The organism is Leifsonia sp. NPDC077715 (assembly GCF_040686855.1).
GTDB lineage: Bacteria > Actinomycetota > Actinomycetes > Actinomycetales > Microbacteriaceae > Leifsonia.
On sequence record NZ_JBFBOG010000001.1, the window covers coordinates 191,185 to 216,408 of the forward strand.

The 25,224-nt window shown below is 69.6% G+C and carries 20 protein-coding genes; 8 read left to right on the plus strand and 12 right to left on the minus strand.

The features are described from left to right. Positions 1-38 precede the first annotated feature (38 nt). Together AB0P25_RS00935 and AB0P25_RS00940 are read left to right on the plus strand one after the other, a co-directional pair. Entirely contained in the window at positions 39-662 is a 624-nt protein-coding gene (locus tag AB0P25_RS00935) for a helix-turn-helix domain-containing protein (RefSeq protein ID WP_363804862.1), read from the plus strand. A 217-nt stretch (positions 663-879) separates the two neighbouring features. Beyond that, entirely contained in the window at positions 880-3,489 is a 2,610-nt protein-coding gene (locus AB0P25_RS00940; RefSeq protein WP_363804863.1) for a penicillin acylase family protein, read from the plus strand. 35 nt (positions 3,490-3,524) lie between these two features. On the opposite strand, the gene AB0P25_RS00945 is transcribed toward AB0P25_RS00940, so the two are convergent. The 4 genes from AB0P25_RS00945 to AB0P25_RS00960 form a co-directional block, all read right to left on the minus strand. After that, entirely contained in the window at positions 3,525-4,781 is a 1,257-nt protein-coding gene (locus tag AB0P25_RS00945; protein ID WP_363806212.1) for a citrate synthase, read from the minus strand. A 202-nt stretch (positions 4,782-4,983) separates the two neighbouring features. Continuing rightward, positions 4,984-6,102, minus strand: a complete 1,119-nt coding sequence (dapC, locus tag AB0P25_RS00950) for a succinyldiaminopimelate transaminase (protein WP_363804864.1) — start codon at positions 6,100-6,102, stop codon at positions 4,984-4,986. Between the two features lie 18 nt (positions 6,103-6,120). Further along, complete coding sequence (gene fdxA / locus AB0P25_RS00955) at positions 6,121-6,441, minus strand: ferredoxin (RefSeq protein WP_363804865.1); 321 nt, start codon at positions 6,439-6,441, stop codon at positions 6,121-6,123. A 38-nt stretch (positions 6,442-6,479) separates the two neighbouring features. After that, positions 6,480-6,857: a DUF6113 family protein gene (locus tag AB0P25_RS00960; protein ID WP_363804866.1), complete on the minus strand. Its 378-nt coding sequence runs from the start codon at positions 6,855-6,857 to the stop codon at positions 6,480-6,482. Between the two features lie 98 nt (positions 6,858-6,955). On the opposite strand from AB0P25_RS00960, the gene efeU reads away from it, so the two are divergent. From efeU to efeB, 3 genes are read left to right on the plus strand one after another with little or no spacing between them, the layout of a single operon-like run. Next, the gene (gene efeU, locus AB0P25_RS00965; RefSeq protein WP_363804867.1) at positions 6,956-7,822 is read left to right on the plus strand and encodes an iron uptake transporter permease EfeU; all 867 of its coding nucleotides are present in this window, start codon (positions 6,956-6,958) and stop codon (positions 7,820-7,822) included. Between the two features lie 36 nt (positions 7,823-7,858). After that, the gene (efeO, locus tag AB0P25_RS00970; RefSeq protein WP_363804868.1) at positions 7,859-9,040 is read left to right on the plus strand and encodes an iron uptake system protein EfeO; all 1,182 of its coding nucleotides are present in this window, start codon (positions 7,859-7,861) and stop codon (positions 9,038-9,040) included. Positions 9,041-9,043: 3 nt separating this feature from the next. Next, positions 9,044-10,381 (plus strand): iron uptake transporter deferrochelatase/peroxidase subunit, encoded by a 1,338-nt coding sequence (gene efeB / locus AB0P25_RS00975; RefSeq protein ID WP_363804869.1) that lies wholly within the window; start codon positions 9,044-9,046, stop codon positions 10,379-10,381. A gap of 7 nt (positions 10,382-10,388) precedes the next feature. On the opposite strand, the gene AB0P25_RS00980 is transcribed toward efeB, so the two are convergent. After that, a complete protein-coding gene (locus AB0P25_RS00980; protein WP_363804870.1) occupies positions 10,389-10,859 on the minus strand; it encodes a hypothetical protein in 471 nt (156 codons plus the stop codon). Between the two features lie 134 nt (positions 10,860-10,993). On the opposite strand from AB0P25_RS00980, the gene AB0P25_RS00985 reads away from it, so the two are divergent. Then, a complete protein-coding gene (locus AB0P25_RS00985) occupies positions 10,994-11,710 on the plus strand; it encodes an alpha/beta hydrolase (RefSeq protein WP_363804871.1) in 717 nt (238 codons plus the stop codon). Between the two features lie 51 nt (positions 11,711-11,761). Here AB0P25_RS00985 and typA read toward each other — a convergent pair whose 3' ends face one another. Both typA and AB0P25_RS00995 read right to left on the minus strand, forming a co-directional pair. Further along, the gene (gene typA, locus AB0P25_RS00990; RefSeq protein WP_363804872.1) at positions 11,762-13,687 is read right to left on the minus strand and encodes a translational GTPase TypA; all 1,926 of its coding nucleotides are present in this window, start codon (positions 13,685-13,687) and stop codon (positions 11,762-11,764) included. A 107-nt stretch (positions 13,688-13,794) separates the two neighbouring features. Next, a complete protein-coding gene (locus AB0P25_RS00995; RefSeq protein ID WP_363804873.1) occupies positions 13,795-15,660 on the minus strand; it encodes an ABC transporter ATP-binding protein in 1,866 nt (621 codons plus the stop codon). A gap of 47 nt (positions 15,661-15,707) precedes the next feature. On the opposite strand from AB0P25_RS00995, the gene AB0P25_RS01000 reads away from it, so the two are divergent. Further along, complete coding sequence (locus tag AB0P25_RS01000; RefSeq protein WP_363804874.1) at positions 15,708-16,334, plus strand: PH domain-containing protein; 627 nt, start codon at positions 15,708-15,710, stop codon at positions 16,332-16,334. Between the two features lie 29 nt (positions 16,335-16,363). Here AB0P25_RS01000 and AB0P25_RS01005 read toward each other — a convergent pair whose 3' ends face one another. The 3 genes from AB0P25_RS01005 to AB0P25_RS01015 form a co-directional block, all read right to left on the minus strand. After that, entirely contained in the window at positions 16,364-17,374 is a 1,011-nt protein-coding gene (locus AB0P25_RS01005) for an ABC transporter permease (protein ID WP_363804875.1), read from the minus strand. Next, positions 17,374-18,906, minus strand: a complete 1,533-nt coding sequence (locus tag AB0P25_RS01010) for an ABC transporter permease (protein ID WP_363804876.1) — start codon at positions 18,904-18,906, stop codon at positions 17,374-17,376. Before AB0P25_RS01010 ends, AB0P25_RS01005 begins: the two co-directional genes overlap by 1 nt. A gap of 188 nt (positions 18,907-19,094) precedes the next feature. After that, the gene (locus AB0P25_RS01015) at positions 19,095-20,888 is read right to left on the minus strand and encodes an ABC transporter family substrate-binding protein (RefSeq protein ID WP_363804877.1); all 1,794 of its coding nucleotides are present in this window, start codon (positions 20,886-20,888) and stop codon (positions 19,095-19,097) included. Positions 20,889-21,099: 211 nt separating this feature from the next. On the opposite strand from AB0P25_RS01015, the gene AB0P25_RS01020 reads away from it, so the two are divergent. Then, on the plus strand, positions 21,100-21,900 hold the full coding sequence (locus AB0P25_RS01020) for a type II CAAX endopeptidase family protein (protein WP_363804878.1): 801 nt from the start codon (positions 21,100-21,102) through the stop codon (positions 21,898-21,900). A gap of 16 nt (positions 21,901-21,916) precedes the next feature. On the opposite strand, the gene gcvP is transcribed toward AB0P25_RS01020, so the two are convergent. Beyond that, on the minus strand, positions 21,917-24,832 hold the full coding sequence (gene gcvP / locus AB0P25_RS01025) for an aminomethyl-transferring glycine dehydrogenase (protein WP_363804879.1): 2,916 nt from the start codon (positions 24,830-24,832) through the stop codon (positions 21,917-21,919). A 15-nt stretch (positions 24,833-24,847) separates the two neighbouring features. Continuing rightward, entirely contained in the window at positions 24,848-25,222 is a 375-nt protein-coding gene (gcvH, locus tag AB0P25_RS01030) for a glycine cleavage system protein GcvH (protein WP_064109423.1), read from the minus strand. Positions 25,223-25,224: the final 2 nt, after the last annotated feature.

Genomic DNA, 25,224 nt, shown 5'->3' on the forward strand with positions numbered 1-25,224 from the left:
TGTTCACTAACCGAAATGTCCAGCACCGGCGGAGAACGATGACCCAGCTCGATCCCACCACTCCCGTGGAGCGCCCCACGCAGCGCAGCCAGGCCAAGGCCGACCGCCGCGCCGCACTGCTCGACGCCGCCGCCGGCCTGTTCGCCGAGCGGGGGTTCAACGGCGTCTCGATCGAAGACCTCGGGGCGGCCGCCGGCGTGAGCGGCCCCGCGGTCTACCGGCACTTCGCGTCGAAGCAGGCCGTGCTCGAGGCGCTGCTGGTCGGCGTCAGCGAGCGCCTGCTCGCCGGCGGCCAGGAGGTGTCGGAGAATGCGCCGGGCGCGGAGTCCGCCCTCCTCGCCCTGATCGGCTTCCACATCGACTTCGCGCTCGGCGAGCCCGACACCATCCGCGTGCAGGACCGCGACCTCGACGCCCTCCCCGACGCCCCGCGCCGCCAGGTCCGCCGGCTGCAGCGCCGCTACGTGGAGGTGTGGATGCGCGTGCTCGGCGCGCTGCACCCCGGCCTCGCCGACGACGAGCTGCGTGTCCGGGTGCAGGGCACGTTCGGCCTGCTCAACTCGACCCCGCACACCGCACGCATCGGCGGCGCCCCCGTGGCCGCGGCGCAGGTGCGGCCGGTCCTCGAGCGGATGGCCTGGGCCGCGCTCACCTCCGACTGAGCGGGGCCTGCCGCGCGAAACGGAGGAGATCCCGCCGTCTCCGGCCTGCGCCTCCTCCCTTCCGCGTCCGCCATCGGCGTGTCGGGACGGATGTCCTCCGTTCTCGACGACGGGTGGCTGGAGTGAGGACTCGGGGAGCGCATCTCTCTGGAGGTGCCGTCACCCGGATGAGCTACAGTCCGAAGGGAGGGCGGCACCGGCCGGACGAAGGAGCGACGTGGGCGACGACACCCCGCGGCTGAGGCTGCACCACCGCGTGCTGCGGGTCGTCGGCGCTGTGCTCGCGGTGCTCCTCGTGCTCGTCGTGATCGCCGGCGGCGTCGCCGTGTGGACGGTCACGCGGTCCTTCCCTCAGACGGCCGGGACCGTGGATGTGCCCGGGCTGTCGAAGCCGGTCACGGTGTACCGCGACGACGCCGGCGTCCCGCAGCTGTACGCCTCCACCCCCGACGACCTCTTCCGGGCGCAGGGCTACGTGCACGCGCAGGACCGGTTCTGGGAGATGGACTTCCGCCGGCACGTGACCGCCGGTCGCCTGTCCGAGCTGTTCGGCGCGAGCCAGGTGCCGACCGACACCTTCATCCGCACCCTCGGATGGCGCCAGGTCGCCGAGCAGGAGGTGAAGCTCCTCGATCCCACCTCGCTGAAGTACTACCAGGACTACGCCGACGGGGTGAACGCGTACCTGAAGCGGCACTCGGGCGCCGAGCTGTCGCTGGAGTACGCGGTGCTCGGCCTCCAGAACCCGTCGTACAAGCCCGAACCGTGGACCCCGGCGGACTCGGTGGCGTGGCTGAAGGCGATGGCGTGGGACCTCCGCTCCAACCTCGAGGACGAGATCGACCGGGCCCTGCTCGCCACCAAGCTGAAGCCGGAGCAGGTGGCGGAGCTGCATCCCGGCTACCCGTACACCGCGCATCCCACGATCACCGACCAGGGCGGCGGTGACCCGCGCACCGTCACGCCGGATGTGGACCCGCGGGCCGTCGCCTCCTCCGCGTCCGCCGAGGCGTCCGCCGACGGGGCTTCCGTCGATCCTGCCGCGTACGCCGCGCAGCTGAAGCAGGTCGCGGCAAGCGTGGAGGCGCTGCCGCAGCTGATGGGACCGGCGGGGGACGACATCGGGTCGAACTCGTGGGTCGTCGCCGGCTCGCACACCGCCAGCGGCAAGCCGCTCCTCGCCAACGACCCGCATCTCGGGGCGGCCCTGCCGTCGGTCTGGTACCAGATGGGGCTGCACTGCCGGACGGTGGACCAGGCGTGCCCGTTCGACGTGGCCGGCTTCAGCTTCTCCGGTTTCCCGGGCGTCATCATCGGGCACAACAACAAGATCTCGTGGGGGTTCACCAACCTCGGCCCGGATGTCGCGGACCTGTTCGTCGAGAAGGTCACGGGCGACACGTACGAGTACGACGGGCGGCAGGTGCCCCTCGTGAAGCGCACCGAGCGGATCAAGGTCGCGGGCGGAAAGGACGTCGTCATCACGGTCCGCTCGACCGGGCACGGGCCGATCGTCACGGACATCGGCGACGCGTACGCGGTGATCGCCAAGGACCAGGCGGGCAAGCTCGGGGTGCCGGCGCAGAAGTTCCAGCTGTCGCTCGGCTGGACCGCGCTCACGCCGGGCACGACCGCCAACGCCATCTTCGCCTTCGACACCGCGTGGGACTGGACGAGCTTCCGCGCCGCCGCTCGGCAGTTCCAGGTGCCGTCGCAGAACCTCGTCTACGCCGACACCGACGGGAACATCGGCTATCAGGCCCCCGGCCTCATCCCGGTTCGCGGGACGGGCGACGGGACGCTGCCGGTTCCCGGATGGGACAGCCGGTACAGCTGGACGGGCACCCTTCCGTTCGACCAGCTGCCCTCGGTGCTCAATCCGCCGTCCGGCTACATCGTGACCGCGAACAATGCCGCGGTCGGCCCCGGCTACCCCGTGCTCATCACGGCCGACTGGGATCAGGGCTACCGGGCGAACCAGATCGAGCTGCGGCTCGCGAAGCTCTTCGCGGACGGGAAGAAGGTGACCGCGGAGGACATGTCGGCCATCCAGTCCGACACCTACGACGCCAACGCGGCGAACCTCGTCCCGGTGCTGCGCACAGTCGCGGCGAAGCCCGGCGCGTCGACCGAGGTACAGCAGGCCGCGCGCCTGCTCGACGGCTGGGACTACCGCGACGACGCCGGCAGCGCGGAGGCCGCGTACTTCGCGGTGTTCTGGAAGGAGCTGCTGCACGACACGTTCGCTCGCAAGCTGCCGTCAGGCACCGCTCCGACCGGCGGCGACCGCTGGTTCTCGGTCGTGAAGTCGCTCCTCGACCAGCCCGACTCCTCGTGGTGGGCGGACTCGGATCTCGGAACCTCCGATCGCGATTCGATGATCGACTACGCCGCAGGCCAGGCCTGGGCGGAAGCGCGGCGCCTGCTGGGCGGCGACCCGTCGTCGTGGCGCTGGGACCGCCTCCACACCCTCACACTGAAGAACGCGAGCTTCGGCGTTTCCGGTGTCGCGCCGATCGAGTGGCTGTTCAACCGCGGCCCCTGGCACGTCGGCGGCGGCGGCGGCATCGTCGACGCGACGGGATGGGACACCACCGTCGGCTATCAGGTCGACCGCGTGCCGTCGATGCGGATGGTCGTCGACCTGTCCGACTTCGACAAGAGCAGGTGGATCAACCTGACCGGCGCCTCCGGGCACGCCTTCGACGCGCACTACACCGACCAGACGGACCTCTGGGCGGCGGGCAGGACGAGGCCGTGGCCGTTCTCTGCGGCCGCGGTGAAGAAAGCGGCGGACCAGACTCTGACCCTGCGTCCCGCCGGCTGAGTCAGCGGCACACTCCCCGTTGACGGAGGACCGGGTCAGCGACCGAGGTCGCGCTCCGGCGAGCCGACGTACAGCTGCTGCGGGCGGCCGATCTTCGTCTGCGGGTCGAGGTTCATCTCACGCCAGTGGGCGATCCAGCCCGGCAGCCGGCCGATCGCGAAGAGCACGGTGAACATCCGCGTCGGGAAGCCCATGGCCTTGTAGATGACGCCCGTGTAGAAGTCGACGTTCGGGTACAGCTTGCGGTCGATGAAGTACTGGTCGGCGAGCGCGACTTCCTCCAGCTCCTTCGCGATATCGAGCAGCGGGTCGTGCACGCCGAGGGCTTCCAGCACCTCGTCGGCGGACTGCTTGACGAGCTTCGCGCGGGGGTCGAAGTTCTTGTAGACGCGGTGCCCGAAGCCCATGAGCTTGACGCCGGACTCCTTGTTCTTGACCCGCTCCACGAACTTCTGGACGCTCTCCCCCGAGTCGCGGATGCCCGCGAGCATCTGCAGCACCGCCTCGTTCGCCCCGCCGTGGAGCGGACCGTAGAGGGCGTTGATGCCGGCGGAGACCGACGCGAACAGGTTCGCCTGCGTCGAGCCGACCAGGCGGACGGTCGAGGTGGACGCGTTCTGCTCGTGGTCCTCGTGCAGGATCAGCAGCCGCTCCAGCGCGCGTGAGAGCACCGGGTTGACCTCGTACGGCTCGGCGAGCGTGCCGAAGTTGAGGCGCAGGAAGTTGTCGACGAAGCTCAGCGAGTTGTCCGGGTACAGGAACGCCTGGCCCAGGCTCTTCTTGTGCGCGTACGCCGCGATCACGGGCAGCTTCGCCAGCAGGCGGATGGTGGACAGCTCGACCTGCTCCGGGTCGCTGACGCTCAGCGAGTCCTGGTAGAAGGTCGACAGCGCGGAGACGGCGCTGGAGAGCACCGACATCGGGTGCGCGTCGTGCGGCAGCGCGTCGAAGAAGCGGCGCAGGTCCTCGTGCAGGAGGGTGTGGCGGCGGATGCGGTCGTCGAACTCCGCCAGCTCGCTCTCGCTCGGCAGCTCGCCGTGGATGAGGAGCCAGGCGACCTCGAGGAACGTCGAGTGCTCGGCCAGCTGCTCGATCGGGTACCCGCGGTAGCGCAGGATGCCCTGCTCGCCGTCGATGTAGGTGATCGACGACCGCGTGGCGGCCGTGTTCACGAAGCCGTAGTCGAGGCTGGTGAGCCCGGTCTGCTTGGTGAGGGACGAGAAGTCGATGCTCGAGGCGCCGTCGACGCTCGGGCGGATCGGGAACTCGGCCACACCGCCGGGATAGCTCAGCGACGCCGTCGCCAGTTCGGCGTCGGCCGCGCCCTTCTCGGTGCCCGTGCTCTCGGTGCCGAGTCCGCTCACAACGCCTCCTGGTGGGATAGTCGGGGTTTCGTACGCCGATCGTGGCGGCGCTGCAGAATGAATCCGTGCCGATACAGCCTAGCGAACGTGGGCGACAACTGCCGCATCGGGCAAAGGACGGCTCGACTCGTTAGAGGGAGTCTCCAAAGGCCCGCAGTCGCCCGGCCGCCGCCGCCACCCGCTCGTCCGTCGCCGTCAGGGACAGCCGCACGTGCTGCGGGTAGTGGATGCCGTAGAAGTGCCCGGGCCCGGCCAGGATGCCGAGGTCGGCCAGCCGGCCGATGCTGTCCCAGGCGTCGCGGCCCTCGGTCGCCCAGAGGTACAGGCCGCCCTCGCTCCGATCGATGCGGAAGCCGGCCGCCTCGAGCGCCGGCCGCAGCAGGTCGCGCCGCGCGCGATACCGCTGCTTCTGCGCCTCCACGTGCTCCTCGTCGCCGAGCGCGGTCACCATCGCGGCCTGCAGCGGCGCCGGCAGCATGAGCCCGGCGTGCTTGCGCACGTTGACCAGCCGCGCGATCACCGTGCGGCACCCGGCGACGAACGCCGCGCGGTAGCCGGCGAGGTTCGACTGCTTGCTCAGCGAGTAGACCGCGAGGATGTTGCGGCGGTCGTCGCCGATCACCCGCGGGTCGAGCACGCTCGGCACGCGCTCCGCATCCCACGGCGCGTCCCAGCCGAGTTCGGCGTAGCACTCGTCGCTCGCCAGGTAGGCGCCGAGCTCGCGGGCGCGGGCGACCGCGGCGCGCAGGTCCTCGACCGAGAGGATGCGGCCGTCCGGGTTGCCGGGCGAGTTCAGCCAGATCAGGCGCGTGTTCTCGGGCCACTCGGCCGGGTCGTCGCTCGCCATGGCGGTGGCGCCGGCGATCGCGGCGCCGATGGCATAGGTCGGGTAGGCGGCGCGCGGGTGCACCACCACATCCCCCTCCCCCAGGCCGAGCATGAAGGGCAGCAGCGCCACGAGCTCTTTGGAGCCGATGGTCGGCAGGACGTTGTCGACCGTCAGGCCGGTGACGCCGCGGCGGCGGGCGAACCAGTCGGCGATGGCCTCACGCAGGGCGGGCGTGCCGACCGTCTGCGGGTACGCGTGCGCATCCGTCGCCTCGGCCAGCGCGCGCCGGATGAGGTCCGGCGTCGGGTCCACCGGCGACCCGATCGACAGGTCGACGATGCCGCCCTCGTGCGCGCGGGCGCGCTCGGCGTACGGGGCCATGAGGTCCCACGGGTAGTCCGGGAGCTCCTGCAGCGCCATGTCAGCGCCCCCCCCGGCTCAGTGGCCCTGCGGAGGCAGCGCTGCGATGACCGGGTGGTCCTTCTGGATCACGCCGACCTTCGAGGCGCCCCCGGGCGAGCCGATGTCGTCGAAGAACTCCACGTTCGCGCGGTAGTAGTCCTTCCACTCGTCGGGCAGGTCGTCCTCGTAGTAGATCGCCTCGACCGGGCACACCGGCTCGCAGGCACCGCAGTCGACGCACTCGTCCGGGTGGATGTACAGCGACCGTTCGCCCTCGTAGATGCAGTCGACCGGGCATTCGTCGATGCAGGCCCGGTCTTTGACGTCGACGCAGGGGAGGGCGATGACATAGGTCACAGTGTTTCGGATCCCTTCACGAGAGCTACCCTGCTAGCTTATGCCGTCGAGCGGGCCGGGCGACGCCCTCGCACGTCGGGCCAGGCGAGCACGATCGCGGCGATGACGATCGGCCCCACCAGCCACACCTGCCCGGCGAGGTTGTTCGGGATGAGGACCGACCCTCCCGCGCTCTGCTGCGTGAAGAGCAGGATGACCGCGATGGCGCCGAGCGCGGCGAGCAGCGCCGGGAGGCGGCTGTGGCCGAGCAGGCGCAGGCCGATGAGCAGCGCGGCGAACGCGGCGAGCGCCCCGATCAGCCCGAGCGGGATCGGCACGCCCCACGTCACCGAGCTCTGATGCGCGATCGTGCCGATGACTCCGAAAAGAGCTCCGGTCAGCACGAGCAGGACGGCGCTGATAATCCGGCTGAGCATTCTCGAATCCTAGCTGGACACTTCCGCAGGCTTGTCTTACGGTGGATGGGTAAGGTTAGCCTTACCAACCTCATCCCCCACCCTCGACAAGGTCCCCTGTGCTCGCGAACTACCTGATCGGCCTCCGCGAAGGCCTCGAGATGGCGCTCATCGTCACCATCCTGATCGCCTACGTCGTCAAGGTCGGCCGGACCGACGTCCTCTCCAAGCTCTGGATCGGCGTCGGCATCGCCCTCGTCGTCCCGCTCGCCATCGGCGCCGCGCTCACCTGGGGGCCCTACGGCATGAGCTTCGAGGCGCAGGAGATCCTGGGCGGCTCGCTCTCGCTGGTCGCGGTCGGGTTCGTCACCTGGATGGTGTTCTGGATGGGCCGGACCGCCCGCACCATGAAGTCCACCCTCCACAACCGTCTCGACTCCGCGCTGGTCGGCGCCGGCTGGGGCGTCATCCTGCTCGCCATGCTGAGCGTGGGGCGCGAGGGCATCGAGACGTCGCTGTTCGTCTGGGCCACGGTGGCCTCGACCGGGGGCACCTGGGAGCCTGCGGTCGGCGCGCTGCTCGGCCTGCTCACCGCGGCCGTCCTTGGCTTCCTGCTGTATCGCGGCATGGTCAAGATCAACCTCGGCGCGTTCTTCACCTGGACGGGCGCCTTCCTCATCCTCGTCGCCGCCGGAGTCTTCGCGTACGGCCTGGGCGACCTGCAGGAGTCGGGGCTCATCCCCGGATCCGGTGTGCACGCGTACGACATCAGCGGCGCCATCCCGGCCTCGAGCTGGTACGGCACGCTCGCCGCGGGCATCCTCAACTTCAACCCGTCGCCGACCTGGCTGCAGGTCGTCGGCTGGGTCGCCTACCTCGGCGTCGTCGGCTTCTTCTACGTGCGCCAGCACCGCTCCTCCGGTCGCCCCGCGACGACGAAGCCGGCCGCGCGCGCCACCGCGCCGCACGCGCCCATCGCCTCCTGACCTTCCCCGTTCCGCCAGAGAAAGCACAGCACACCCATGCCACGACTCCGTCCGCTCGCTGCCGTCACCGGGTCCCTCGCCGGCGCAGCCGCCCTCGCCGTCGCACTCACCGGCTGCGTCCCGAACAAGGCCGACGCCACCGCCGAGGCCATCGCGGTCTCGCTCTCCGACACGAAATGCACCGTCTCGACGGACACCGCGAAGGCCGGCCCGATCACGTTCCAGGTGACGAACACCGGCAGCGACGTCAACGAGTTCGAGCTGCTGGCCTCGGACAAGCTGCGCATCGTCGGCGAGAAGGAGAACATCGGGCCGGGCACGACCGTCAACTACGTCGTCCAGCTGGCCGAGGGCTCCTACTTCTCGGCGTGCCGCAAGGGCATGGTCGGGCAGCCGACCAATGTGGCGAAGTTCACGGTCACCCCGGGCACCGGCAAGACGGTCTCGCAGAGTGAGAGCAAGCAGGTGGCGCAGGCCGTGGCCAACTACACCGGCTACGTGAAGGACCAGGCGGGCGCGCTCCTCACCGCCACGAAGTCCTTCGCCGCGGCCTACGCGGGCGGCGACGACGCGGCCGCCCGCGCGCAGTACGCCTCCACGCGCTCCTACTACGAGCGGATCGAGCCGACCGCCGAGCAGTTCGGCGACCTCGACCCCGCGCTCGACCTGCGCGAGGCCGACCTCGCCGAGGGCCAGGAGTGGACCGGCTGGCACCGCATCGAGAAGGACCTGTGGGCGCCCGCCGGGTACACGCCCGTCGACGCCACGACCCGCACACAGCTCGCCGACACGCTCGTCGCCGACACCCAGAAGCTGTACGACCTGGTGCACGCGAAGGATTTCCGCCTCACCATCGACCAGATCTCCAACGGCGCCATCGGCCTGATGGAGGAGGTCTCCCGCTCCAAGATCACCGGCGAGGAGGAGGCCTTCTCGCACACCGACCTGGCCGACTTCCAGGCCAACCTCGAGGGCGCCCAGGTCGCCTACGGCGTCGTCCGCGACATCGCCACGGCCAAGGGCAGCAGCGGCAAGGACGTCGTGTCGAAGCTCGACGCGGAGTTCGCCACCGTTGAGAAGACGCTCGCCCAGTACAAGAGCGGCGACGGCTTCGTCAGCTACACCGAGCTCAGCACCGCTCAGGTGAAGGAGCTGTCCGACCAGGTCAACGCGCTCAGCGAGCCGCTGAGCCGGCTCACCTCGATCATCGTCAAGTAAGCCGTGACGCAGAGCCACCCCGACGCCGAGCGCCCGGAGACCGACGAGGTCGCCGGGCGCTCCGGCGACCCCGAACCGCGACGGGGCCTCTCGCGGCGCGGGATGCTCGGGATCGCAGGCGCGACCGTGGGCGCGGGGCTGGTCGGCATCGGTGCGGGCGTCGCCGCCGACCGCGCCGTGCTCGGCGCCTCCGCCGGCGACTCCGCGACCTACCCCTTCTACGGCGCCCACCAGGCCGGAATCACCACGCCCGCGCAGGACCGGCTCCACTTCGCCGCCTTCGACGCGGCGCCCGGCCTCGACCGCGCCGGCCTGATGGAGCTGCTGCAGGACTGGACGGTCGCGGCCGCGCGCATGACCCAGGGCCGCCCGGCCGGCAAGTACGGTCCCGCCTCCGGCCCCCTGGACGCTCCCCCGGACGACACCGGCGAGGCCCTAGACCTGCCGCCCGGCGGTCTCACGCTGACCTTCGGCTTCGGCCCGAGCCTGTTCCGCACGGCGAGCGGCGAGGACCGGTTCGGCATCGCATCCCGCCGACCGGACGCGCTGGTCGACCTCCCCCGCTTCCCCGGCGACGCGCTCGTGGACGCGATCAGCGGCGGCGACCTCTGCGTGCAGGCCTGCAGCGACGATCCGCAGGTCGCGGTGCACGCCATCCGCAACCTCTCCCGCATCGCGTTCGGGCGCGCGTCCATCCGCTGGTCCCAGCTCGGCTTCGGGCGCACGTCCTCCACCTCGAAGGCGCAGGCGACTCCGCGCAACCTGTTCGGGTTCAAGGACGGCACGGCCAACATCAAGTCGGAGGACCAGTCGGTCGTCGACGACCAGGTGTGGGCCGCGCACGGCGACGGCGCGGCGTGGATGGCCGGCGGCTCCTACCTCGTCGCCCGTAAGATCCGCATGGTCATCGAGACCTGGGACCGCCAGCAGCTCGGCGAGCAGGAGCGCATCGTCGGACGCGACAAGGGCGAAGGCGCGCCGCTCTCCGGCGGCACCGAGTTCAGCGAGCCCAACTTCCTCGCACTGGCGAAGGACGGCGGCACCAAGATCGACCCGGACTCGCACGTGCGCCTGGCGCATCCGTCGATGAACCACGGCGCGCAGCTGCTCCGCCGCGGCTACAACTTCGTCGACGGCAACGACGAGCTCGGGCGTCTCAACGCGGGGCTGTTCTTCATCGCGTTCCAGCGGGACCCGCGGAAGCAGTTCATCCCGATCCAGAAGCGGCTCGCGGCGAACGACCTGATGAACGAGTACCTGCGCCACGTCGGGTCGGGCGTGTTCGCCGTGCCGCCCGGGGCGACCGAAGGGTCGTTTGTGGGCGCCGGACTGTTCTCCTGAGCGCCGGTCAGCTGCCGGCGGTGGGCGTCGGGCTCGGCGCCTTGCCCTTCGAGACGGAGTAGTTCGCGACCCAGCCCTTGTCGCCCGCGTCGGTCACCACGACCAGGACGCCGTAGGTGCCGTTGCTGAACGTCCCGGTGCCGCCTCCGTTCGGGCCGCGCGCGCCGAATTCGCCCGAGAACCCGGCGTCGGTGAGCTGCTTCTCGATGGAGGTGTACGCCTCGCCGTCCGGGACCTTCACCGTGATGTTCCACACCTTGTCGCCGCCGGAGCCGAGTCCGGCCGCGAACACGACGTCGCCGCTCGCGAGCGGGACCTCCTTCGGGAAGTCCGAGGGGACGGCCGTGCCGCCGACGTCGATGTTGCCGCCGGAGACGTCCTTCACGACGCTCTGGAAGCTGCAGCCCGCCAGGGCGGGTGCTGCGCCGAGCAGCAGCGCGGCGGCCAGCGGGAGGGCGACGAGGCGACGGCGGTTCATGCGTCCATTCTCCTGGACGGTCTCCCGGCGGTGGATGCGCGGATGCGGGAGATGTTCATCTGAGGGGGTCTTGTCGCACGCCTCCGACGGTTCGTAGTCTTCGCGCAACGCACCCGATTTCGAGAGGAACTCTTATGCCGTCTCCCACCATCGTGCTCATCCACGGCGCCTTCGCCGACGCGGGCAGCTTCACCCCCGTCACCCGCCGACTGCTCGACGCGGGCCACACCGTGCGCGTGCCCGGTCTCCCCAACCGCAGCCTGCTCGGCGACGCCGCCTACATCCGCTCGGTCGTCGAGAACATCGACGGGCCCGTCCTGCTCGTGGGGCACTCCTACGGCGGCGCGGTCACTACGATCGCCGGTGCCGCCGACAACGTCGTGGGCCTGGTCTACCTCGCCGGCTACGCGCTCGACGAGGGCGAGAACCTCAACCAGCTGCAGGGGCGGTTCCCCGACTCCCCGCTCGCGAAGGCGCTCGTCTTCACGCCCTTCCCCATCGACGGCGCGGAGCCGGGCACGGACGTCTCGGTGAACGTCGACGAGTTCCCGGACATCTTCGCCAGAGGTCTGGACCCGGCCGTCACCCAGGTGTTCGCCGTCTCCCAGCGCCCGCTCGCGGCGATCGCCTTCGAGCAGCCCGCGCCGGTCGCGGCCTGGAAGACGAAGCCGGCGTGGGGCATCGTCCCGGCGGCCGACCGCACGATCAACCCGGACGTGGAGCGCTTCGGCTACGAGCGGGCGAAGTTCCGCGGCGTCACCGAGATCGACGGGGCCCCGCACCTCGTCATGTACTCGAACCCGGATGACGTCGTGAAGGTGATCACCACGGCTCTCGAGGAGGTCGGATAGCGAAAACGCCGCCTCGCATGAGCGAGGCGGCGTTTCAGCGGAGGTCGCGCGTCAGACGGCGGCGGCGTCCTGACGCTTGAGGCGAGCGGCGGCGCGACCGCGGGCGGTCGCGTCCAGCTCGACCTTGCGGATGCGGACGGCCTCCGGGGTCACCTCGACGCATTCGTCGTCGCGGGCGAACTCCAGCGACTCCTCGAGCGTCAGCTGGCGGCTCGGCGTCATCGACTCGAACGTGTCGGCCGTGGAGGAGCGCATGTTGGTGAGCTTCTTCTCCTTGGTGATGTTCACGTCCATGTCGTCGGCGCGCGAGTTCTCGCCGATGACCATGCCCTCGTAAACCTCCTCTGTGGGGTTCACGAAGAAGGTCATGCGCTCCTGCAGAGCGATGATGGCGAACGGCGTGACGACACCGGCGCGGTCGGCGACGATGGAGCCGTTGCTGCGGGTCACGATCTGACCGGCCCACTCGTCGTAGCCGTGGAAGATCGCGTTCGCGATGCCCGTGCCGCGCGTGGTGGTCAGGAACTCGGTGCGGAAGCCGATGAGGCCGCGCGACGGCACGATGAACTCCATGCGGACCCAGCCGGTGCCGTGGTTCGACATGTTCTCCATGCGGCCCTTGCGGGCGGCCAGCAGCTGCGTGATCGCGCCCAGGTACTCCTCCGGGGCGTCGATGGTCAGGTGCTCGTACGGCTCGTGCGTCTTGCCGTCGACCTTCTTGGTGACCACCTGCGGCTTGCCGACGGTCAGCTCGTAGCCCTCGCGGCGCATCTGCTCGACCAGGATGGCCAGAGCCAGCTCGCCGCGGCCCTGCACCTCCCAGGCGTCCGGACGTCCGATGTCGAGCACGCGGAGCGACACGTTTCCGATCAGCTCGCGGTCGAGGCGGTCCTTGACCATGCGCGCGGTGAGCTTGTGGCCCTTCACCTTGCCGACGAGCGGCGAGGTGTTGGTGCCGATGGTCATCGAGATGGCGGGCTCGTCGACGTGGATGGCCGGGAGCGGACGCACGTCGTCCGGGTCGGCGAGCGTGTCGCCGATCATGATGTCGGCGAAGCCGGCGACGGCGACGATGTCGCCAGGGCCCGCGGACTCGGCCGGGTAGCGGTCGAGCGCCTTCGTCATCAGCAGCTCGGTGACGCGGACGTTGTGCACGTCGCCGTCGTGACGCACCCAGGCGACCGTCTGGCCCTTCTTGAGCGTGCCGTTGAAGATGCGGAGCAGCGCGAGGCGGCCGAGGAACGGCGACGCGTCGAGGTTGGTGACGTGCGCCTGCAGCGGAGCCTCGGGGTCGTAGGTCGGAGCCGGGATGTGCTCGAGGATCGCCTCGAACAGCGGCTCGAGGTCGTCGTTGTCGGGCAGCTCGCCGTTGGCGGGCTGGTTGCGGCTCGCGGCCCCGGCGCGGCCGGAGGCGTAGACGACCGGCACGTCGAGGACGGCGTCGAGGTCGAGGTCCGGCACGTCGTCGGAGAGGTCGCTCGCGAGGCCGAGCAGGAGGTCCTGGCTCTCGCTGACGACCTCCTCGATGCGGGCGTCGCCGCGGTCGGTCTTGTTGACCGCGAGGATGACCGGCAGCTTGGCCTGCAGCGCCTTGCGGAGCACGAAGCGGGTCTGCGGCAGCGGGCCCTCGGACGCGTCCACCAGCAGCACGACGCCGTCGACCATGGAGAGGCCTCGCTCGACCTCGCCGCCGAAGTCGGCGTGGCCCGGGGTGTCGATCACGTTGATGGTGATCGGGCCGTTCGGGGCGTGGATGCCGTTGTACGAGATCGCCGTGTTCTTGGCGAGGATCGTGATGCCCTTCTCGCGCTCCAGCTCGTTGGAGTCCATGGCGCGCTCCTCGACATGGGCGTGCGCGTCGAAGGAGTTCGTCTGCTTGAGCATGGCGTCGACCAGCGTGGTCTTGCCGTGGTCGACGTGGGCAACGATCGCGACGTTGCGCAGATCATCGCGGCGGGCGACGGCGTTCTCGGACATGCGTGCAGACTCGACTCTCGTCAGAAGGAAGAAGGGGAACGGTCCATCCTACCGTGGATCCGCTCCCCTTCTCCTGTGTCCGCTGTCAGCGAGACGCAGCCAGTCTGTTAAAGCCCCTGGGCGACCGGGGGCTCCGGCGTCTGCGGCTCCTGCGGCGCGACGGGAGCAGGGGCGGCCTCGTCGGAGCCGGCCGCCAGCAGCTCGAGGCGCAGGGCGCGGCGGGCGCGCTGCTGCTCCGGGTCCGGGAGCGGCACGGCCGCGAGGAGGCGCTGGGTGTAGGCCTCCTTCGGGTAGCGCAGGATCTCGTCGCGGGTGCCCACCTCGACCAGGTGGCCGTGGTGCATCACCGCAATACGGTCGGCGAGCACGTCGATGACCGCGAGGTCGTGGGTGATGAAGAGGCAGGCGAAGTTCATCTCGCGCTGCAGCTGCTGCATCAGCTCGAGCACGCGAGCCTGCACCGAGACGTCGAGCGCGCTGGTCGGCTCGTCCGCGATGAGCACCTTCGGCTGCAGCGAGAGCGCGCGGGCGATGCCGACGCGCTGCTTCTGGCCGCCGGAGAGCTCGTGCGGGAACCGGCTGCGGTACGCGCGCGGCAGCTCGACGCTGTCGAGCAGGCGGTCGACCTCCTTCGAGAGGTCGGCCCCCTTCAATCCCTTGGCCAGGCGCAGCGGCTCGCCGATCGAGTCGGCGATCTGGAGGCGCGGGTTCAGCGAGGACGACGGGTCCTGGAACACGATGCCGACGTTGCGGTGCAGCTTTCGGATCTCGTCCCGGCCGGCGTTGCTGATGTCCTGACCGGCGACGACCAGCTTGCCCGAGTGGATCGGCAGCAGGCCGATCGCGGCACGGCCGAGCGTGGTCTTGCCCGAACCGGACTCGCCCACCAGGCCGACGACCTCGCCCTGCCGGATCTGCAGGTCGATGTCGCTCGCGGCGCGGAACGCGGGAACGCGGCCGTGCTTCGGGTACTCGATCGCGACGTTCTGGAAGTCGACGACGACCTCGCGCTTGTCGAGCTCCGCCTTCTCGTGCTCCGCCTGGGCGGCGCGCTCGTTGGCGCGGATGCGCTCGGCGAACTCGGCGTCGGGGTTCTCGGTGCCGGCGGCGAGGGCCGCGGTGGTGTCGATCTCCTCGTCCTCGCGCTGGCCGAGGTGCGGCACCGCGTCGAGGAGGGCGATCGTGTAGGGGTGCTGCGGGGCGGCGAAGACGTCCTTCACCGTTCCCGCCTCGACGATGTCGCCCTTGCGCATCACGACGATGTTGTCGGCCAGGTCGGCGACGACGCCCATGTCGTGGGTGATGAGCAGGATGGCGCTGTCCAGGCGGTCGCGGAGGCTGCGCAGCAGCTCCAGGATCTCGGCCTGCACCGTGACGTCGAGCGCCGTTGTCGGCTCGTCGGCGATGAGGAGCTTCGGGTCGCACGAGATCGACTGGGCGATCATGGCGCGCTGACGCTGGCCGCCCGAGAGCTGGTGCGGGTACGAATTGAACGCCTTCTTCGGGTCGGGAAGCTCGACCATGGCGAGCAGTTCGAGCGCGCGCTCCTTGGCCTCGTGCGGCGACATCCCGAAGTGGATGCGCAGCGTCTCGACGATCTGGAAGCCGACGGTGTAGACGGGGTTGAGCGCCGTCATCGGCTCCTGGAAGATCACCGCGACCTGCCGTCCGCGCACGCGCCGCATCTGCGGCTGGCTGAGGCCCGTCAGCTCGCGACCGTCGAGCTTGATCGAGCCCTGGACGCGGGAGTTCTTCGGCAGGAGGTCGAGGATCGCCATCGAGCTCGCACTCTTGCCCGAGCCGGACTCGCCCACGATGGCGAGCACCTCGCCGGGGCGGATCTGGTAGTTCAGGTTCTTGGCGGCGGGCACCCACACGCCGTCCACGCCGAAGTCGACGGAGAGTCCGTTCACCTCGAGCACGGGGCCGCCGGTCACGGTGGACGTGCCGACCGTGTTGGTCTCAGCAGTCATCAGTGGTTCCTTTCGGGGGCGTTCGACGGGGATGAGAGCATGGAGCCATGCCCTACGTCTCCCCCGCCGGACGCGAGGTTTTCGTGTCCCGGTTCAACCGGGTCCTTGCCGTGCTGGTCTGGGCGGCCGCTGCCGCGCTGACCGTCGGCCTGCTGGTGAGCGTCCACGACGCCCGTCTGCTCTACATCGTGCCGCTGGCCCTGTTCGCCTTCATCGCCTGGGCGATGCTGTGGCGTCCGAACCTCGTCGTCGACGACGACGGGCTTCACCTGGTCAACGTGACGCAGTCCGTCCGCATCCCGTGGGAGGCGCTCATCGCGGTCGACACCAAGTACGCGCTGACGCTGTACACGCCCGGCCGCAAGTTCCCGGTCTGGGCCGCTCCCGCTCCGGGCACGACCCGCACGCTCCGGGCGACCCGCAATGAGACGCGCGGACGCGTCGGACGGCCGAACGTCGAGGACAGCCTGCGCCGCCCCGGCGACCTGCTGGCGACCGAGTCGGGCGCCGCCGCCGAGGTGGTGCGCCGCCGCTGGGCGGCTCTGCAGGAGACCGGCGCGATCGAGGCCGGCCGTGCCGACGAGACGCCGGTCGACGTGCGCTGGCACATCGCGTCGCTCGCCGTGCTGGTACTGCTCGCGGCGGGCACCGTCGCCGCGCTGCTCCTGGCCTGAGGCCGGGAGCAGCGCAGCGGGGCGGGTCGTCACAGCACGTCCTCCGCGAGGGCCGCTCCGGTCTTCGGCGTGCGGTCGTCGCCCTCGCCCTCCTCCGGCTCCTGCTCGCGCATCTTGCGGAGGTTGAACCGGCGGTGGCGCGGGTCGAACGCGTCGCGCAGACCGTCGCCGACGAAGTTGACCAGCAGCGCGAGCGTCACGATGAACACACCGGGCCACCAAAACAGCCACGGTCGGGTCTGGAACGCCGACTGGTTCGAGCTGATCAGGAGGCCGAGCGAGACGTCCGGCGGACGGATGCCGTAGCCGAGGTAGGACAACGCGGTCTCGAGCAGGATGGCCGAGGCCATGATCAGCGTCGAGGCGACGATGACGACGCCGATCGCGTTCGGCAGGATGTGCTTGAAGATGATGCGGGTGTCGGAGGCGCCGGCGACGCGTGCCGCCTCCACGAACTCCCGCTCGCGCAGCGACAGGAACTCGCCGCGCACCAGACGGGCGATGCCCATCCACGAGAAGAACCCGAGCATCAGGGCCAGGAAGAACGCGCCGAGACCGCCGAACGCGTGTCCGACGACCGAGCCGATGACCAGCGCCGGGATGACGATGAACACGTCGGTGATGCGCATCAGGATCGCGTCGGTCACGCCGCGGAAGTAGCCCGCGACGGCGCCGACCACGACGCCCACCACGCTCGCGATGAGGCCGAGGACCACCATCACGAGGATGGAGTTCTGGATGCCGCGCATCGTCAGTGCGAAGTAGTCCTTGCCGATGCGGTCCTGACCGAACGGGTGCTCCCAGGTCGGGGCGCCCTGCTGCACCTGGTCGTTCAGCTCGGTGTAGTTGTACTTCCACCAGCCGGGGATCGGCCCGAGGCCGATCGCGGAGATCGAGAAGATCAGGATCAGGATGAACAGGATCGCGCTGGCGACGGCGACCTTGTTGGAGAGGAACCGCTTCCAGACGAGCTTCCCCTGGCTGACGGGCGGGGCGCTCGGCGCCTCGAGCTCGTCGGCGATACGGGTGGTTTCGGCCATTATCGGACCCTCACTCTCGGGTCGAGTGCGGCGTACGCGAGGTCTGCCAGGAAGTTGAACAGGATCGCCATCGCCGCGATCACCAGGAAGTACGCCATGACGGGGTTGAGGTCACCGCGGCTGAGGCCGAGGTTGAACAGCGAGCCCATGCCGGGGATGGCGAACACGCGCTCGGTGATGACCGCACCACCGAGCAGCGCGCCCACGTCGAACGCGACGAGGGTGGTGATCGGGATGAGCATGTTACGGAACGCGTGGCGCACCACGACGGTCCGCTCGGGCAGGCCCTTCGCCCGCGCGGTGCGGATGAAGTCCTGGTTGAGCACCTCGAGCATCCCGGCCCGCGAGTAGCGGGTGTAGGAGGCGAACGAGATGAGGAGCAGCGCGATGGTCGGCAGCACCAGGTGGGTGAACGTGTCGAGTCCGGTGACCCACATGTCGCCCTCGAGGCCCGGCGTCGACGAGCCGACGGTCGCGATCGGGCGGCCGTTCGTGTCCTGGAAGTACTGCGGCCAGGCCTGCATGAAGCGGTCGACGATGATTAGGAAGCCCGACACGATCGTCACGATGACCGCGATGCGCATGTTCTGGCCGCGGTCGTAGCCGCCGACGAAGTACCCGATGGCGAGGCTGACGACGATGGCGATGACCGCGAGGATCACGATGGTGGCGACCGTCGAGACGTTGAACAGCGGCTGCAGCACGAAGTAGCAGACCAGGCTGATCGCGCCGGCGATGGCCGCCGAGATCAGGGCCCGCCGGTTCTGCAGCCCGGAGATCAGCGCCGTTGTGCCGATCACCGTCGCCGCGATGAGGATGATCATCACCACCGGGCCGAGGCCCGGCATGAGGAACCAGTTCATCGCCGACATCAGCAGCAGAACGCCCGCGGTGGCGACACCGGAGATCAGGAAGGTGAGGAGCCTGCGGCGCCGGTCACCGCCGATCAGCGATTGCCAGATCAGACCGGCGACGACGCCGATGATCACCGCCACCCACCACGGTATGACCGGGTGCGCGAGGAAGTTGTTGAAGCCGATCGCGACGAACTCCTTGAGGAGCACCGCGACGAGGAAGGCCGGCAGGGAGTACAGGAAGAAGCTGAGGAACGTGACGACGTTGTCGAGTCCGCTGTACTGCCGGAGGGCCGTGACGATGCCGATCGTGACACCCAGCAGGATGGCCAGGATCAGAGCGGCGGTGACCAGCTGCACCGTGGACCCGAGGGCCTGGGGCAGGATGTCGACCACCTTCGCGTTCGAGACGGTGGACCCCAGGTCGCAGGCGTTGGCGAACGGGATGAGGCACTTGGCCGCACCGCCCAGCCAGAGCAGCCAGCGCAGCGGCGGCACGACGTCCAGCTGCAGGAGCTGGATGCGCGCGTTGATCAGCTGCGTCTTGTTGGGGGAATTGCTGCTTCGCAGATCCTGGAGCGGGTCGGCACTGTAGGCCACCAGCATGTACATCAGGAACGAAGCGGCGATGATGATGAGCACTGAGACCAGAAGGCGTCTCAGGATGAAACTCGCCATAGGTTCAAAACCTTCACTGACAGGACGCGCCGATCGGGGGGTGCGGCGGGGGTGCCGCCAGGCGCGTATCTCAAGGGTGGACGGATCGCGTCCACCGACTACATGATACGGGGCGCCGGCTGAGAACCGACGCCCCGCCGCAGGGAGAGTGCCCGGGGTTCGCCCGGGCACTCTCTCTTACGGAGCTGTTACTTCGAGGAGGTCGACGACTTGACCGACCACTCCCAGAAGTTCCAGAACGGGCCGGACTGCCCGCCGTTGTACTTGACGCCATCCACTCGGTTGGTGGCCGCGAAGACACCGGGGAGCTGGAAGAGCGGCAGACCGTAGCCGTCGCTGAAGGCCTGCTTGTCGATCTGGTACTCGATCTTCGTCAGCTCATCCTTGTCCAGGGTGGTCTGCGACTTGAGGGCCAGGTCGTTGGTGCCGGTGTAGCCGTTGTAGTTACCGCCACCCTGCGAGGAGAACACCTGCGGCAGCTGCGAGGTGCCTGCACCCGGGCTGATCCAGCCGAAGAGCGAGGCGTCGTAGTCGCCACCCGGGAGCAGCTTGCTCCAGTCGGGCGAGCCGGCGTCCACGACCTTGATGCCGGCCTTGGCGGCCGAGGCCTGGATCGACTGGAACTCGTCGACACGGTTCGGGTTGTTGGTGTTGTAGAGGATCCGGATCGACGGGGTCGCGCCGGCGAGGAGCGCCTTGGCGCCGTCGATGTCGACCTTGTCGTACTTGTCGGAGCCGTTCTGCTTGACGCTGCCCGCGTACTCCTCCTGGTTCGGCAGGAAGATCTGCGAGTTCAGGACCTTCGCCTTCGAGTCGACCGGGGTGACGATCGAGTCGAGGATCTGCTGACGCGGGATGGTCTTGAGGAACGCCTCACGGACCTTGGCGTCGGCGAACACCGGCGACTTGAAGTTCAGGTCGAGGTGGTCGTACGAGGCCTGCGCACCGGTGAGGATCTTCGCGCTGGTCTGCTTGAGCGCGGTGATCGTGTCGGCGGACGCCTGCGGGTTGATGATGTCGACCTCACCGTTCTGGAGAGCGGTGACCTGGGCGTTCGCGTCCGGGATGATGCGGAACACGATCTTGTCGACGTTCGGCTTGAGGCCGCCCGCGTAGTACTTGTTCGGCGTCATGGTCAGCGACTGACCCGGGGTCCACGACGAGACGACGAACGGGCCGGAGGAGACCAGCAGGTCCTTGTCGGTCGGGAACGCGGTGACGTCGTAGCCGGTGTTGACGAAGTCGGCGGCCTTCTTCAGCGTCGGGTCGGCCGGCGCCGGGTTGGCCGGGTCGCCCTTCGGCAGGCCCTTCAGCAGCTTCGTCAGGTCGGCGGCCGAGGAGAGGCCGGCCTTCTTGGCGACGATGTGCGCGGGCTGCGCGATCGGGTTGACGAGCTCCCAGTCCACGTACGGCGTGGCGTACTTGAGGGTGATCGTGCGGTTGTCGTTGCTGACCTCGGGGAAGTCCGTCGAGTCGATACCGGCGGTCGAGCCCGCGATCTGGAAGTACTGCGTGCCGCTGGTGACGTTGCCGCTGTCGTCGAACTTCGCCGAGTCGTAGTGACCGGAGGCGATCGCCCAGGCGAGGACCATGTCGTCAGCGGTGACGGGCTCGCCGTCGGACCACTTGTCGTCCTTGTTCAGGGTGTACTTGACCGTCAGCGGGTCGTCCGAGGTCTTCTCGAACGTGCCGAACTTGTCGTCGTGGACGATCTTGTAGTTGTTGTCGATGTACTGGAACCCGGTTCCGTACGACCCGTTCAGGTAGCCGACCTGGCCGTTGGTGTCCAGGTTGCCCTGCGGGGTCTGCGAGTTGAACGAGGTGAAGTCGTTGACGACCGCAACCGTCACGGTGCCGCCCTTGGCAGCGGACGAGGTGCTGGTGCTGCCGGACGTGGTGCAGGCCGACAGAGCCAGTGCTGCGACGCCTGCGACGGCGACCGCGCTGACCGCGTACCTCACCCTTCTTCCGTTGATGTGCAATGTTCCTCCTGTGCGAAGTGTGCGACGGTGCAGGCGTGCGAGAGTGCCTGTCCCGCGCGGGATAAGAATGACCCTAGGTATCGCCGCGAGCGATTGCAAAACAGGCGGGGAAAACGTTACATAGTGGTAACTCAGTCGACGGAATCCTGCACGAAGCGCACAAAAACGGTGGATTAGTTCGCTCCATGCAACGATCTGGCAGGATGCCCCTATGAGTCAGACGCCGACCTTCGCGGCAGAGGTGCCCGTGGCGAAGCCGGGACGAAGCCGTTTGTGGTGGGAGATCGCCATCGTCCTCGGGCTCTCGCTCGGGCAGTCGGCGATCTACTCGATCGTGACGATCATCGACCGGTCGACGCAGAGCACGCCGCTCTCGCAGCAGACCGCTCAGGTCAACCCGAGCCAGTCGAACCGCGAGGTCTTCGACTTCCTCTACCAGGTGCTGGGCAACCTGTTCCCGCTGTTCGCGGTCGCCCTGGTGATCTACCTGCTCTGGCAGCCGCAGCGCAGCGGCTTCCGGCGGATCGGATTCGACCTCACCCGGCCGGGCCGGGACCTCGGCGGCGGGGTGCTGCTGTTCCTGGTGATCGGCATCCCGGGCATCCTGTTCTACGCGCTGACCCGCCTGCTCGGCATCACGGTCGCCGTGCAGGCGTCGACGCTGGACGCGCACTGGTGGACCGTGCCCGTCCTCATCCTGGCCGCGTTGCGCGCCGCGCTGCAGGAGGAGGTGATCGTCGTCGGCTACCTCTTCACGCGGCTGCGGCAGCTGGGCTGGGGCACGTGGACGATCATCGTCGTGTCGGCGCTGCTCCGCGGCAGCTACCACCTGTACCAGGGCTTCGGCCCGTTCGTCGGCAACGCCGTGATGGGCGTCGTCTTCGGCTGGGCCTACACGCGCTGGGGCCGCGTGATGCCGCTGGTGGTCGCGCACACGATCATCGACATCGTGTCGTTCGTCGGCTACCCCCTCGCCGTCGCCTGGTGGCCGTCGGTCTTCGCCGCGCACTAGCCACCAGGCGAACGGGTCAGGCGAAGGCCTCCGGGGGCGGGCAGGCGCAGAAGAGATTGCGGTCGCCGTACGCCTGGTCGATGCGGCGCACGGGGGGCCAGTACTTGTTCCGGACGAGCGCGGGGACCGGGTACACGGCCTGCTCGCGGGAGTACGGGTGGCCCCAGTCGGACGAGACCGCCGACTCCGCGGTGTGCGGGGCGTTGCGCAGCGGGTTGTCGTCGGAGGGCCAGTCCCCCGCCGCCACGGCGTCGGCCTCCTCGCGGATGGCGATCATCGCTGCCACGAAGCGGTCGAGCTCCGCCAGGTCCTCGCTCTCGGTCGGCTCCACCATGAGGGTGCCGGCCACCGGGAACGACATGGTCGGCGCGTGGAAGCCGTAGTCGATGAGGCGCTTGGCCACGTCGTCGACGGTCACGCCGGTGCGCTCCGTGAGCGGACGCAGGTCGAGGATGCATTCGTGCGCCACCAGGCCGTCCTCCCCCGCGTAGAGCACCGGGAAGTGCTCGCGCAGGCGCGCGGCGACGTAGTTGGCCGCGAGCACCGCCGCGCCGGTCGCGTCCTTCAGCCCTTCGGCGCCCATCATCCGGACGTACGCCCAGCTGATCGGCAGGATGCTCGGGCTGCCGTACGGCGCGGCCGAGACCGGTCCGCCGCCGTGCTCGACGCGTCCGCCGCCCGCGACCGGGTGCGTCGCATCCTGGGCCAGCGGGTGGCCCGGCAGGAACGGCGCGAGGTGGGCCTTCGCCGCGACCGGTCCCACGCCAGGGCCGCCACCGCCGTGCGGGATGCAGAACGTCTTGTGCAGGTTGAGGTGGCTGACGTCGCCGCCGAAGTCGCCGAACCGCGCGTAGCCCAGCAGGGCGTTGAGGTTGGCGCCGTCGACGTACACCTGGCCGCCGGCGTCGTGCACGGCCTGCGTGATCGCGACCACCTCGTGCTCGTAGACGCCGTGCGTCGACGGGTACGTGATCATCAGGGCGGCGAGCGTGTCGGCGTGCTCCGCGATCTTGGCGCGCAGGTCGTCGAGGTCGACGTTGCCGAGCTCGTCGGTCGCGACGACCACGACGCTCATGCCGGCGAGCACCGCCGAGGCCGCGTTGGTGCCGTGCGCCGACTGCGGGATGAGGCACACCGTCCGCTGGTCGTCGCCGCGCGAGCGGTGGTAGCCGCGGATCGCGAGGAGGCCGGCGAGCTCGCCCTGGCTGCCCGCGTTCGGCTGCAGCGACACGGTGTCGTAGCCGGTGACGTCGGCGAGCCACTGCTCCAGCTGATCGATCAGCTCGAGCGAGCCGGCGACGTCGGAGGCCGGCGCGAAGGGGTGCAGGGCCGCGAACTCCGGCCAGGTCACCGCCTCCATCTCGGTCGCGGCGTTGAGCTTCATCGTGCACGAACCGAGCGGGATCATGCCGCGGTCGAGCGCGTAGTCGCGGTCCTGCAGCTGACGCAGGTAGCGCATCATCGCCGTCTCGGAGTGGTGCGTGTTGAACACCGGATGCGTGAGGTACGCCGACTCGCGGGTCAGTGCCGGGTCGAAGGACGCGTCGGCCGGCAGCGAGAAGGCGAGGCCGCCGTCCACGGTGCCGCCCAGCACCTCGACGAGGTCGCCGAGCGGGAAAGCGCCGTCGCGCAGGTCGGCCGCCGACTCCTCGTCCACGCTCAGCGACACCAGACCGGCGTCCGTGGCGTGCAGCAGGAGGCCGCGGTCGTGGGCGCGGGCGACGACGGTGGCCGCGTCGTCCACCTCGACCTGGAGCGTGTCGAAGTACGAACGGGAGACGACCTCGACGCCGGACGCGCGCAGCGCCTCCGCGAGGGCCGCGGTCGACAGGTGCACCTGGCTCCCGATCGCGCGCAGGCCCGCGGGGCCGTGGTAGACCGCGTACATCGCGGCCATGACGGCGAGGAGCACCTGCGCGGTGCAGATGTTCGACGTCGCCTTCTCACGGCGGATGTGCTGCTCGCGGGTCTGCAGCGTGAGCCGGTAGGCGGGCTTGCCCACCGCGTCCTGCGAGACGCCGACCAGGCGCCCCGGGAGCTGGCGCTCGAGTCCCTTGCGGACGGCCATGTACCCGGCGTGCGGTCCGCCGAAGCCCATCGGCACGCCGAAGCGCTGGCTGGTGCCGACGGCGACGTCCGCGCCGAGCTCGCCCGGCCCCTTCAGCTGCGTTAGCGCGAGCAGGTCGGCCGCGGCGACGACGACCGCACCCGCGGCCTTCGCCGTCGCGATGGCGGCGGAGGGGTCCCACACCCGGCCCGAGGCGCCGGGGTACTGGATGAACAGCCCGAACGCGTCCGACAGCTCGGGAGCGTCGGCGGGGAGGGAGGCGAGGTCGGTCACGACGAGCTCGATGCCGACCGCCTCCGCCCGGTTGCGCAGCAGCGCCAGCGTCTGCGGGAAGGTGTCCGCATCCACGACGAACTTCGTGGACTTCGCCTTGGATGCGCGGCGCGCCAGGAGCATTCCCTCGACCACCGCGGTGCCCTCGTCGAGCATCGACGCGTTCGCCGTGTCCAGGCCGGTCAGGTCGGAGACCATGGTCTGGAAGTTGATCAGCGCCTCCAGCCGGCCCTGCGAGATCTCCGGCTGGTACGGCGTGTAGGCGGTGTACCAGCCCGGGTTCTCGAGCACGTTCCGCTTGATCACCGCGGGCGTGATGGTGCCGTAGTAGCCGAGGCCGATCAGGCTGCGGTTCACGGTGTTGCGCGCGGCCAGTGCGCGCAGCTCGCGGAGGGCGGCCCGCTCGCCGAGGGGTTCGGGCAGCGCGGAGGTGCGGTCGTCGTCGACTCGGATCGAGTCCGGGACGGCCGAATGGACGAGGTCTTCGACGGAGGCCCAGTCGCGGGAGGCCGCCGCCGAGATCGCGGACAGCATGGTGCTCTGCGCATCCCCATCGGTGCCGATGTGACGCGTTGGGAAGAGGTCGGTCATGAAGGAGCGGGAACCTTACTCGCCGGTGAGGGCGGCGTACTCGTCGTAGCTGAGGAGGTTGTCGGGCAGCTCGGTGAAGCGGACCTTCACCAGCCAGCCCTCGCCGAACGGGTCGGAGTTGACGAGCTCGGGGGCGTCGACGACGGCCGAGTTCGCCTCGGCGACGATGCCGTCGACGGGGGCGAACAGCTCGCCCACCGACTTGGTCGACTCGATCTCGCCCACGACACGGCCGGCGGTGACGTCGCTGCCCTCGTCGGGCAGCTCGACGAAGACCACGTCGCCCAGCTTCTCGGCGGCGTAGGAGGTGATGCCGACGGTCGCGACGTCACCCTCGACCAGGAGCCATTCGTGCTCGGGCGTGTACTTCAGGTCTCGTTCTGCGGCCATGG

What these genes read in the sequence shown, in the direction of transcription:
- gcvP (WP_363804879.1), bottom strand. Translation starts at nt 24,832, where the DNA reads ATGACCGACCTCTTCCCAACGCGTCACATCGGCACCGATGGGGATGCG.
- AB0P25_RS01020 (WP_363804878.1), top strand. Translation starts at nt 21,100, where the DNA reads ATGAGTCAGACGCCGACCTTCGCGGCAGAGGTGCCCGTGGCGAAGCCG.
- efeO (WP_363804868.1), top strand. Translation starts at nt 7,859, where the DNA reads ATGCCACGACTCCGTCCGCTCGCTGCCGTCACCGGGTCCCTCGCCGGC.
- AB0P25_RS00980 (WP_363804870.1), bottom strand. Translation starts at nt 10,859, where the DNA reads ATGAACCGCCGTCGCCTCGTCGCCCTCCCGCTGGCCGCCGCGCTGCTG.
- typA (WP_363804872.1), bottom strand. Translation starts at nt 13,687, where the DNA reads ATGTCCGAGAACGCCGTCGCCCGCCGCGATGATCTGCGCAACGTCGCG.
- AB0P25_RS00935 (WP_363804862.1), top strand. Translation starts at nt 39, where the DNA reads ATGACCCAGCTCGATCCCACCACTCCCGTGGAGCGCCCCACGCAGCGC.
- AB0P25_RS00985 (WP_363804871.1), top strand. Translation starts at nt 10,994, where the DNA reads ATGCCGTCTCCCACCATCGTGCTCATCCACGGCGCCTTCGCCGACGCG.
- AB0P25_RS01000 (WP_363804874.1), top strand. Translation starts at nt 15,708, where the DNA reads ATGCCCTACGTCTCCCCCGCCGGACGCGAGGTTTTCGTGTCCCGGTTC.
- AB0P25_RS00960 (WP_363804866.1), bottom strand. Translation starts at nt 6,857, where the DNA reads ATGCTCAGCCGGATTATCAGCGCCGTCCTGCTCGTGCTGACCGGAGCT.
- AB0P25_RS01005 (WP_363804875.1), bottom strand. Translation starts at nt 17,374, where the DNA reads ATGGCCGAAACCACCCGTATCGCCGACGAGCTCGAGGCGCCGAGCGCC.
- gcvH (WP_064109423.1), bottom strand. Translation starts at nt 25,222, where the DNA reads ATGGCCGCAGAACGAGACCTGAAGTACACGCCCGAGCACGAATGGCTC.
- AB0P25_RS00995 (WP_363804873.1), bottom strand. Translation starts at nt 15,660, where the DNA reads ATGACTGCTGAGACCAACACGGTCGGCACGTCCACCGTGACCGGCGGC.
- dapC (WP_363804864.1), bottom strand. Translation starts at nt 6,102, where the DNA reads ATGGCGCTGCAGGAGCTCCCGGACTACCCGTGGGACCTCATGGCCCCG.
- AB0P25_RS01010 (WP_363804876.1), bottom strand. Translation starts at nt 18,906, where the DNA reads ATGGCGAGTTTCATCCTGAGACGCCTTCTGGTCTCAGTGCTCATCATC.